The sequence below is a fragment of the Luteitalea sp. genome (assembly GCF_044337415.1).
Lineage (GTDB): Bacteria > Acidobacteriota > Vicinamibacteria > Vicinamibacterales > Vicinamibacteraceae > Luteitalea.
In genome coordinates this window covers 1-10,209 of the sequence record NZ_JBIINP010000155.1, presented here as the reverse complement: position 1 = coordinate 10,209, position 10,209 = coordinate 1, and the positions used below count along the sequence as shown (strand labels likewise).

Below are 10,209 nucleotides of genomic sequence, written 5' to 3'. Positions count from 1 at the left end.
GTCACGTCGAGGTCGCCCGTGAGGCCGCTGGCGCCGTAGCGGATCATCACCACCTTGTTGCCGCCGAACTCGGTCAGGGCGCTGCTCACCACGCGGGCGTGGGGCGCCCGCTGGGTCAACTGCTCGAGCTCGATCTCCTTGAAGGTGTCGTCGATCTCGTCGGCCGCCAGGGCCACGCGCAGCAGCGTGTAGTCGAGCGCCAGGCTCGCCTCGCCCTTCTTCTGCATCAGCAGCGCGATGTTGCCGCCGGTCGCGGGCACGGCGACCCAGTCGCTCTTGGGGTAGCTGAAGGCGACGTTGTAGACCTGGCTCTTGTACGGCTGCGTGTCCTTGGCCGGCAACGGCTGGGCCAGGGCGGCGTCGGGCAAGGCCGCGATGCCGAATACCGGAATCACGGACAACAGCAGAAGGGCGAAGGGTGATGGACGAAGGCCGGGGCTCTGCTTCACTGTCGCTCTCCCACGTCCACGATCAGGACGCTCACGTTGTCCCTGGTGCCGGCGTCGATGGCGCGCGTCATGAGGCGGCCGGCCACGTCGTGCGGGTCGCCCTCGACGGCCGACGCCTCGAGGTCCTCGATGGCCACCACGCCATGCAGCCCGTCGCTGCAGATCAGCAGACGGAGCTTGGCCGGGATCGGCATCTCCGCCATCGACGGCGTCACCTCGACCTCGGCGCCGAGCGCCTGCGTGATGACGCGGCGCGAGCCGATGCGCTCGCCCGCCGCGTCGAGCTGATCCACCATCGCCGAGTCGTCCTCGGTCAGCAGTCGCGAGGCACCGGGCCCGAGCCTGTAGATGCGGCTGTCGCCGACGTGCGCGAACGACACGATGTTGTCCGCCACGAGCACGGCCGCCACCGTCGTCGCCATGCCCTGCAGGCTCGGATCGGACTGCGACGCCAGGTGCACGCGCTGGTTCGCGAGGACCACCGCGGTCCGGAGCCGGTTGGACGTCGCCGAGAAGCGCGGGTCCCAGCCCATCGGCCACGTGTCGTCCTCGGCGTTGCCGGCCGACCGCGCGATGTAGCCGGCCACGGTCTCGAGCGCGAGCTGCGAGGCGACCTCGCCGGCATTGTGCCCGCCCACGCCGTCGAACACGGCGTAGATGCCCAGGCGATCGTCGCAGAGGACGCGGTCCTCGTTGATCTCGCGGACGGGGCCCGTGTCGGTGGCGCTTCCGCCGACGGTGATGGGAGGTGGTGCGTGCATCAGGCGGGCACCGCGTCTGGCATGTCGACGGCGACCGTGTGCTCGAGCACCTCGGCCAGGGACGTCTCGCCGATCAGGACCTTGGCGAGGGCGGCCTCGCGCAGCGTGCGCATGCCGTCGCGCCAGGCCTGCAGGCGGATCTCGGAGACCGACGCGCGCCGCATGACCAGGTCCTCGATCGCGGCCGACATGCGCAGCACCTCGAAGATGCCCGTGCGGCCGCGATAGCCGGACCCTCCGCATGCAGGACACCCGCGTGGCTCGTGGATGGTCGCGCGGCCGTGATGGTGCAGCCGCTCGAAGGCCGCCGTCAGCGGATGGGTCCGCACGTCGATCTCGGAGGTGACGCGGCACTCGCGGCACAGGCGTCGCACGAGGCGCTGGGCCACCACGAGGCGCAGCGACGAGGCGACGATGAAGGATTCGAGCCCCATGTTCAGCAGGCGCAGCACCGCGCCGGCGGCATCGTTGGTGTGGAGGCTGGAAAGCACGAGGTGACCGGTGAGGGCGGCCTTGAGGGCGATGTCGGCCGTCTCGGCGTCGCGGACCTCGCCCACCATGATCACGTCGGGATCCTGGCGCAGGAAGCTCTTGAGCGCCATCGCGTAGGTCAGGTCTTCCGCATCGCACTGCACCTGGGTGACGCCCAGGATGCGCGACTCGACCGGGTCCTCCGCCGTGAGGATGCACTCGTCCTCGGTGTTCAGCCGGTCGAGCAGCGCGTAGAGGGTCGAGCTCTTGCCGCTGCCGGTGGGCCCGGTGACCAGCAGCAGGCCGTTGGGCAGGTCCGAGGCCTCCTCGAGCAGCGTGCGCGTCTCCTCGTCGACGCCGAGGTCGCTCAGGTCGCGGCGCTGGCGGGCGCGATCGAGCACGCGCATCACCACCTTCTCGCCGGAGATGGACGGCACGAGCGAGAAGCGGAGGTCGACCGGTCGGCCCCAGACGAGGTCGTAGCCGATGCGGGCGTCGATGGGGGCCGCGGCCGCCGTGAGCGGCACGTCGGCCATGGCCTTGAGCCGCGCGCCGACGCTCAGGATCACCGAGGGCGGCAGGTCGTGCAGCACGCGCAGCGCGCCGTCGACACGCGCCCGCACCCGCAGGCGACCTTCCGAGGGTTCGACATGGATGTCGCTGGCGCCCTCCTCGACCGATCGCGCGATGATCTGGTGCACCAGCCTGATGATCACCGGTTCGCGGGCGAGCAGCTCCAGCCCCTGCGCGCCGGATCCGAGGCTGTCGCGCGTGCGGTTGGCAAACGAGGCGGCGCCGTCGACGAAGGCGGTGAACGGCGAGGCGATCGCCTCGTGGTACGCGGCCTCGGCGACCTGCAGCGAGGCCTCCCCGACGTAGCGCAGCGGCTGCCCCTGCAGTGCCGCGGCGTAGTGCTTCGACAGGGCCGCGGTGACCGCGGGCTCGGTCGCGAGCAGCGGCACCACCTGGCACCCCGAGAGCGACTCGAGGGCGCGACGGTACCTGGCGTCGGTCGGGTTCAGCAGGCACACGTGGAGGCGGTTGACCTCCATCTGCGCCGGGAACGCCTGCATCGCCAGCCAGACCCGCGGCGGTACCAGGGTGTTCACGCGCTCGAGGAAGTCCGGGTACACCGTCATGAGCGACGGATCCACGGTCTTGATGCCCGTGATCTCCTCGAGCAGCATCCGCACGACCTTGTCGGTCGCGAGGTTCAACGCGAGCACCGAGCCAGCCAGCGTCCCGCCGCGGGATTGCTGGAACACCCGGGCCGTGTCCACGCGCGACGCGTCGAGGGCCTTCGAGGAGACGAGCAGTTCCCCGAGCCGCGCGTCGAGCTCGGCGTCGGTCACTCCCCGCCTCCCTTGAGCGCCGCCACGCGCTCCTGCGCCGTCGCCTTGCGCGCATCGCTGTCGGGCAGCCACGCGATGGCGCGCTGGTACCAGGTCATCGCCTCGGTCGGGCGATTGCGCGCATCGAACTGCCGCGCCTTGCGATAGGCATCGTCGCCGGCGGCGGTCATCTTCGTGCGGGCTGCGGCGGCCTGCTCGTCGGCGCCGGCACGCTCGTACAGCGCGATCGCGCGCGTCCAGTCGCCGCCCTGCTCGGCCGCCTGCGCATCGGCCAGTGCCGACTCGCGTGCGGCGACCTGCCCCTGCCGGGCCTGCTCGAGCAGCGCCCCCGCATCACGGAACCCCGGCTGCTGCGCCAGCACGGCCTGGAAGGCCCGCTCCGCTTCGGCGAAGCGCCCGGCACCGAGCGCCCGGCGGCCCTCCTCGTAGCGACTCACGACGGCCGGGTTGTCCTTTGGCGCGGCGGGCGGGGTGCGCTTCGGGCGCGCACCCGGCGCCGCCGGCGCCACAGCCTTCGGCGCCCCGGGGGCGGCGGGCACCACGACCGGCGGTGGCACGACCGCAGGTGCGGTGGCAGGCTTGGCCGCCGGGGTAGCCGCCGGGGTGGCCGACGGGTTAGCCGACGGCGGCGGAGCGACGACCGGCGGGGTCGTCGTCGCTGCCGGGACGGCGGGAGCGGCAGGCGCCGGTGCGGGGTCGGCAGGCGGCGGCACCGCTGGCGTGGGCGCGGGCGCGGGTGTCGCCGGCGGGGGCACGGGCGCCGGCTCGGCGGGCGCCTCCTGCTGCACCACGCGCGGCTCCACGGTCTGCGTGCCGAACAACTTCCAGGCCACGGCCCCGACTGCGCCGAGCATCGACACCACGAACAGCACGAGGATGACCGGGTTGACGCCCTTGCGGGGCGGCGGACCCTTCGGCTGATGGCGCACGACCGGGGGCGGAGGCGCCGCCAGCACCGCGGGCGATGGCGACCCCGACTTGCCGGGAAGCAGGAGCGTCTGGTCGGGCGGCACGGCGATGTCCGCCGTGGCGGCCTGCACGTCGGCCGTGTGGTCCTCGGCCGCCATCGGCACCGGGGGCGGCACCGGGGGCGGCACCGGGATCCGCACGTCCTCGAAGGCGAGCTTGTAGTCGCCGAACAGCACCTCGTGGCCGTGCTCGAGCGCCAGCCGGTTGACGCGCTGGCCGTCCTTCCAGCTGCCGTTCTGGCTGTTCAGGTCGATGAACACCCAGCGGCCGTTCTCCTCGCGCAGTTCGGCATGGAAGCGCGACACCGACTTGCGGGGATCGAGCAGCGTGATGTCGTTGGTCTCCGATCGCCCGATGCGCCAGTCGCGGTGGCCGGGGTCGAACTCGGTCTCGATGGCGCCGTCGCGCCAGATGATCACCTTGGGCATGTCGGATGACTCCGGCCGGCGCGCAGGGGCGATGAGGCCCCCACGCCGACGACCCGCACTGTGCCGCTACGGCGTCGCGCGCTGGCGCAGCCGCGTCGCCTCGGCCTTGGCCCGGGCGTTCAGCGCCTCGCTCTCGAGCGTGAGCGCCTGGATGGCCTCCCACTGCTGCGCCGCTTCCTCGAACTTGAGTTCCTCATCGGCGCGGGTGGCCGCCGCCTGCAGGCTGCGCAGGCGCAGGTCGCGTTCACCCATCACGCGCAACAGCAGCCGCCGCGAGGGCTCGTGCGTCGCATCGCGCGAGAGCGCCCCACTGAGCAGGCGATAGGCGTCGAGCAGGCGCCCGTTCCGGTAGGCGAGCTGCCCCTCGTCGAACAGCCAGCCCACCGGACTGTCCTTCGCGGCCAGGGCCTGCTGCTCGATCGCCCGGGCTTGCGGGGAATCGAACGGCTCGATCTTCGTGTCGGCGGGCAGTGAGGGGTCCTCGCGCCGCGCCCCGGCCGTCGCGTTCTCCTCGTCGACCTTCGGCTTGATGACCAGCATGTACACCACGCTCAGGATGCCCACCATGAAGAGCATCGTGAACAGCGCGGCCAGCATCAGCTTCAGGCCCTTGTTGCCCGGACTGGCCGGCGTCGTCGCCCCCGGCGCGGTGGGCGTGGTCGACTGCCCCTCGACCTCGAAGACGAAGCGCTGGTCGCCGATCTGGATGACGTCGCCCGACGACAGCTGCGCCGCATGCACCGTCAGGCCGTTGACCGTGAGGCCGTTGGCGCTGTCCTGGTCCTCGATGCGGACGCCGCGCGGCGTCCATGCCACCAGCGCGTGCCGCTTGGACACGAACTGCGACGGCAGCACGATGGTGTTGCCGGCGTCCCGGCCGAGCGTGACCGAGCGTCCCGGCTCGAGGGCGTAGACCAGCTCTTCCCCATCGGGACGCTGCAGGACGAGGCGGGCGGGCGAACGATCGGATGCCGACATCGGGGCCTTGTCTACCTCAACGCGCGCCGAGAGTCACGCGCACATGTCCGGAGGCCTCGCGTCGGAGGACGATCGACTGGCCATCGGGCACCGCCACGGTGGCCTCGGCGCCCGCCTGCATGCCGAGCGCCCCCAATCCCTGGACCACGGCATTGCGCAGGGCGCCGCCGTCGAGGACGTCGAGCAGGTGCCGGCCCGGCGCCGACGCCCAGCCTGAGGCCCCCACCTCGGGGCCGTGGCTGCTGCAGGCAGTTACACCGAGGGAGGGCGTCACCTCGATCCACGACGGACCGGGGTCCAGGGCCACCGCGCCTGGCGATGCGGCATCGAGCCCGACGGCCGCACCGACGGCAGCTCCGCCTGCCGCCTGCGCATGCCGACGCTGCTCGAGCAGGTAGGCGACCACGCCCGGCAGGCGCTCGAGCCCGGGCATCAGGGTGCCCTGCATCACCTTGGGGTTGGCCCCCGACACGGCCAGTTCCACCTGTCGCGTGAAGTGCTGCAACACGGCCCGCGTGTGCCGCTGGATCAGCAGCGAGGTCATGACGGCAAAGATCAGCGACGCCATCAGCGCCACCATCACCGCCAGCCCGGCGTCCTGCAGCGCCGAGCGTTCGTAGCGCACCCAGGCCACGTAGGCGCCGCCGCCAGCAGGAGCGTAGGCATCGGCGAACTGATCCACACGCCCGACCTGGGGTGCGTCGATCCGACGCCACGCTTCGCCGATCCCTGGGAGTGCCGCAAAGGTGCGCCCGGCCACCGGACCAGGCGCCACGGCCCGGCCCGTCGCGCGGTCGAGCACCATCGCCTCCTGCACGCCCGCCTGCGCGAGCACGCTGTCCATCACGGCCGGATCGACGATGTCGCCAGCGCCGGGGTGGACGCCGGCAGCAAGCCAGCCCGCAAGCGTGCGCGCCTGCCGCTGCGACAAGGCATCGAACGCGGTCGAGGAGGCGAACATGAGCGGGATCGCCCCGAGCAAGACGGCGAGGCCGCCGAGCAGCACGACCAGCAGCCCGAGGAGGCCCCCCCACGAGAACTTCGGCCCGCCGCCGACCTGCGCCTCGGGCGTTGCGGCCGGGGACGCAGCCGACATGGCCGGTGGCGCAACCGCCACCGCAGGCGGCGTCACGGGCGGCGCCGCGGGCGAGGCCGGCGCCGCGTGGGGAGCGGCACTGGCCGCCGACGGCATGGCGACGGGCGGCACATCGATCGGCGGCGGTGCGACCACTGGCGGTGGCGCCGCCACGGGGAGCGGCACCGCGCCATCGAGGCGTGCGGTGCGCGCGCCCGCGTCCGGTGGCACTGGCGCACGCGGCGGCGGCAGCACGGTGGTGCGCTCGTCGCCGGGCGGCGAGGGCGGAGCCGGCGAGGGCGGAGGGGACGACACCGGCGGCGCGGACGGCGGAACGCCGCTGCGCGGGATGACGTTGGTCTTGTCGGGATCGGAGGCGGCCACGGCCGGCGGCAGGATCGGTGCCATCGGCACGGGGGGCGCGACCGGCACCGCCACCGACACCGGCGGGGGCGGCGGCACCGGTTCGGGGACGCGCGTGGGCACCACGGGTGGTGCCTCTTCCTGGGCCGGGATGATGGAGGCCAGCGCGGGCGCCACCGGCCCCAGCGGCGGCAGCACCGCGGTGCGGTCGTCCGAGGCGAACCCGGCCGGTCCCGGCGCGACGGGCGCCTCGACGACCTGCTCCTCGAACCTGATGCGCGCATCGCCGACGGTGATCACGTCGCCCGGCACCAGGTCCGCGCCGCCCACCTTCTTGCCGTTGACGAGGATGCCGTTGCGGCTGCCGAGGTCGGTGACGCGCGGCTGCGCACCCGTGGCGTCGAACTCGGCGTGCCGCCGCGAGATCTTCGTGTCGGCGACGCTGATGTCGCACTCCGGCGCGCGGCCCACCGTGAGGCGTCCGATGAAGAACAGTTCACGCTCGCCCTCGGGCGTGGCGACGATCAGGCGACGGGTGCGCACGGGCCGGCCCTCAGAAATCCGAATAGATGAACTTCAGCGCGATGGGTGCGATCACCACGAGCAGCACCGCGGGGAAGATGAACAGCAGCATCGGGAAGATGATCTTCTGCGTCGCCTGTCCACCGGCCTTCTCCGCGCGCTGGAAGCGCTCGGTGCGCAGGAAGGCCGCCTGCTGCTTGAGCACGTCGCCGATGGAGGCGCCGAGCAGGTCAGCCTGCACCAGCACGGACACGAACGAGGAGAGCTGCGGGATCTCGAGGCGCGCCGACATCGCGCGCAGGGCTTCCGAGCGCGTGGTGCCGAGGCGGATGTCGTTGAGCACCGCCGTCAGTTCGTCGCGCAGCGGCCCGCTGAGCCCCCGCTTCACGAGGCGCTCGAGTGCGATGAGGAACTCGAGGCCGGCCTCGACCGACAGGGAGAGGATGTCCACGGCGCCCGGCAGCGCCCGCACGATCTGGGCCTCGCGCTTCTTGCGGCTGTTGCTCAGCAGCACGTCGGGCAGCACGAACGCGCCCACGACCGCCATCAGGAACACGGCCGGGTTGCGGAGCGGCGCGAACAACAGCGCCCCGAGGAGCGGCAGGAACAGTGCGCACAGGATCTTCAGCGCCAGCAGGTGGTTGACCGTGAAGGTGTCGCCCCAGCCCGAGCGCGCAACCGTGACGGCCGCGCGCGAGCGGTACGTGGGCCACTTCACGCCGCGCGCCGGCCGCGAGAACAGCGCGATGAGCGGGAAGAAGACCTTCACGAAGGCCGGCGCGCCCTCGGGCACCTCCGACGGCGCGGCACTGCCTTCCCGCGACCGTGGCCCGCCGATGCTCGTCACGAGCATCAGCACCGCCAGGAACGCGCAGGCCATGCCGGCCACGAGCATCACCGTGAGCATCGGTCCCTGCCTCCCGTCGCGGGCATGGGGCCCGCCTCTCTCGTCGTGTCGTGCATCGCGTCGGTCCCTACTGCGCGCCCACCGGTTCGCAGTCGTCGGTCCGCACGCAGTCGGCGACGTCCTCGACGGTTTCCCGCCACGGCTGGAACATCCACAACAGGATCAGGATCCCGATGGCGGTCATGATCCCCGCGATCATCAGGTACTCCGTCGTCGTCTGCCCACGCGTGCCGTACCCGGCACCCGGCACCCGGTACCCGCGGGTCCGCCCCGGCGCGCTCATACGTCGATCTGCACCAGCTTGAACATCAGCCAGAGCCCCATCAGGTCGAGCGCGGTGATGATGGCGAGCACCACCCACCCGAGCATCGTGTTGAACAGCGGCGCGGTGTAGGTCGGGTCGATGAACGAGAACAGCAGCAGCATGCCCGGCGGCATCAGGCACATGATGAAGCCCTGCGTCATGCCCTGGGCGGTCATGGACTTGATCTTGCCGGAGACCTTCTTCCGCTCGACGATCGTGCTGGCCATCACGTCGAAGGTCTCGCTCAGGTTGCCGCCGGTCTCGCGCAGCGTCAGGATCGAGTCGACGACGATGCGGTTGTCCTCGAGCGGCACGCGCTCGGCGAAGCGGCGCAGCGCGTCGTCCATCAGGCGCCCGAGGTGGATCTCCTTGACCACCCGCGCCAGTTCGTCGGCGATGGGCGGCTTGGTCTCGCGCACGGCGAGCTCGAGCGCCTGCTGGAGGCTGAGGCCGGCCTTGAGGCCGTTGGACATCAGCCTCAGCGCGTCGACCAACTGGTCGTCGATGCGGTCGAGCCGCTGGCGCCGGCGCCAGATCACGAAGAACTTCGGGACGAAGTAGCCGAGGCCAGCCAGGAAGATGGCAAAGAAGACCCGGCTGCCGAGCGAGTTGCCCAGCAGGAACCCGATCAGCGCCCCGCCGACCGTCATCCCGGTGATGAAGGCCTGCGCGCGCTCGACCGTGATCGCCTCGAACATCGCGTCGAACTCGTCGACGATCCACGACCCGTACGTCCGGGTCCGCACGCGCCACCAGGCGCCCACGGACTCGCCGCCGCCGAGCACGAACAGCGCGGCGGCCGCGAAGAGCACGCCAAGTCCACCGATCTTCAACAGGAGCAGCGTCGGGGTCATAGCGTCTGGTGGAGGAAGATCTCCTCGGGAACCTGGATGCCGAAGTTGGGCAGGTTCTTCACGAAGGCCGGCACGTGGCCGGTCGGGCGGAACTGCCCCTGCACCTTGCCGTCGGGCGACAGGCCGGTCTGCTCGAAGCGGAACACGTCGCGGGTGATGAACTCGGTGCCTTCCTGCCCGCAGATCTCGGTCACGTAGGTGATGCGGCGGCTGCCGTCCTGCATCCGCGACTGCTGCACCACCAGCTGCACCGCCGACGCGATCTGGTCGCGGATGGCGCGCGCCGGCAGGTCGAGGCCCGACATCAGCGCCAGCGTCTCGAGCCGACTGAGGGCATCCACCGGGGTGTTGGCGTGCAGCGTGGTGAGCGACCCGTCGTGGCCCGTGTTCATCGCCTGCAGCATGTCGAGCGCCTCGCCGCCACGGCACTCGCCGACCACGATCCGATCGGGACGCATGCGCAGCGAGTTGCGGACGAGGTCGCGGATGGTGATGGCGCCTTCGCCCTCGATGTTGGGCGGGCGCGACTCCAGCGACACCACGTGCTCCTGCGGCAACTGCAGCTCCGCGGCGTCCTCGATGGTCACGATGCGCTCATCGTCCGGGATGAACGACGAGAGCACGTTGAGCAGCGTCGTCTTGCCGGAGCCGGTGCCGCCCGAGATGACGATGTTCTGGCGGGCATGGACGGCGGCGCCGAGGAACGTGGCGATCTGCTCGGTCATGGATCCGAAGCCGATCAGGTCCGGGATCCCCAGCAGCTTCTTCGAGAACTT

General features: G+C 71.7%; 10 protein-coding genes. All 10 read right to left on the bottom strand.

The window, feature by feature from the left end; all coding sequences use genetic code 11:
• On the bottom strand, positions 1-395 hold a 395-nt coding region (locus tag ACIRDX_RS17220), incomplete at its 3' end, for a hypothetical protein (protein WP_396626673.1).
• Positions 396-445: 50 nt separating this feature from the next.
• Complete coding sequence (locus ACIRDX_RS17215; protein ID WP_396626672.1) at positions 446-1,210, bottom strand: PP2C family protein-serine/threonine phosphatase; 765 nt, start codon at positions 1,208-1,210, stop codon at positions 446-448.
• Entirely contained in the window at positions 1,210-3,033 is a 1,824-nt protein-coding gene (locus ACIRDX_RS17210; RefSeq protein WP_396626671.1) for a GspE/PulE family protein, read from the bottom strand. Before ACIRDX_RS17210 ends, ACIRDX_RS17215 begins: the two co-directional genes overlap by 1 nt.
• Complete coding sequence (locus tag ACIRDX_RS17205) at positions 3,030-4,430, bottom strand: FHA domain-containing protein (RefSeq protein WP_396626670.1); 1,401 nt, start codon at positions 4,428-4,430, stop codon at positions 3,030-3,032. The genes ACIRDX_RS17210 and ACIRDX_RS17205 overlap by 4 nt, the downstream gene beginning before the upstream one ends.
• Positions 4,431-4,496: 66 nt before the next feature.
• Complete coding sequence (locus ACIRDX_RS17200; protein WP_396626669.1) at positions 4,497-5,408, bottom strand: FHA domain-containing protein; 912 nt, start codon at positions 5,406-5,408, stop codon at positions 4,497-4,499.
• A gap of 16 nt (positions 5,409-5,424) precedes the next feature.
• Positions 5,425-7,389 (bottom strand): FHA domain-containing protein, encoded by a 1,965-nt coding sequence (locus ACIRDX_RS17195; RefSeq protein WP_396626668.1) that lies wholly within the window; start codon positions 7,387-7,389, stop codon positions 5,425-5,427.
• A gap of 10 nt (positions 7,390-7,399) precedes the next feature.
• Entirely contained in the window at positions 7,400-8,275 is an 876-nt protein-coding gene (locus tag ACIRDX_RS17190) for a type II secretion system F family protein (RefSeq protein WP_396626667.1), read from the bottom strand.
• A gap of 67 nt (positions 8,276-8,342) precedes the next feature.
• Complete coding sequence (locus ACIRDX_RS17185) at positions 8,343-8,558, bottom strand: hypothetical protein (RefSeq protein WP_396626666.1); 216 nt, start codon at positions 8,556-8,558, stop codon at positions 8,343-8,345.
• Positions 8,555-9,433, bottom strand: coding sequence for a type II secretion system F family protein (locus tag ACIRDX_RS17180; protein ID WP_396626665.1), 879 nt, complete (start codon positions 9,431-9,433; stop codon positions 8,555-8,557). Before ACIRDX_RS17180 ends, ACIRDX_RS17185 begins: the two co-directional genes overlap by 4 nt.
• A partial coding sequence (locus ACIRDX_RS17175) for a CpaF family protein (RefSeq protein ID WP_396626664.1) occupies positions 9,430-10,209 on the bottom strand: 780 nt, incomplete at its 5' end. The genes ACIRDX_RS17180 and ACIRDX_RS17175, both read right to left, overlap by 4 nt.

What these genes read in the sequence shown, in the direction of transcription:
- ACIRDX_RS17185 (WP_396626666.1), bottom strand. Translation starts at nt 8,558, where the DNA reads ATGAGCGCGCCGGGGCGGACCCGCGGGTACCGGGTGCCGGGTGCCGGG.
- ACIRDX_RS17200 (WP_396626669.1), bottom strand. Translation starts at nt 5,408, where the DNA reads ATGTCGGCATCCGATCGTTCGCCCGCCCGCCTCGTCCTGCAGCGTCCC.
- ACIRDX_RS17205 (WP_396626670.1), bottom strand. Translation starts at nt 4,430, where the DNA reads ATGCCCAAGGTGATCATCTGGCGCGACGGCGCCATCGAGACCGAGTTC.
- ACIRDX_RS17180 (WP_396626665.1), bottom strand. Translation starts at nt 9,433, where the DNA reads ATGACCCCGACGCTGCTCCTGTTGAAGATCGGTGGACTTGGCGTGCTC.
- ACIRDX_RS17215 (WP_396626672.1), bottom strand. Translation starts at nt 1,210, where the DNA reads ATGCACGCACCACCTCCCATCACCGTCGGCGGAAGCGCCACCGACACG.
- ACIRDX_RS17190 (WP_396626667.1), bottom strand. Translation starts at nt 8,275, where the DNA reads ATGCTCACGGTGATGCTCGTGGCCGGCATGGCCTGCGCGTTCCTGGCG.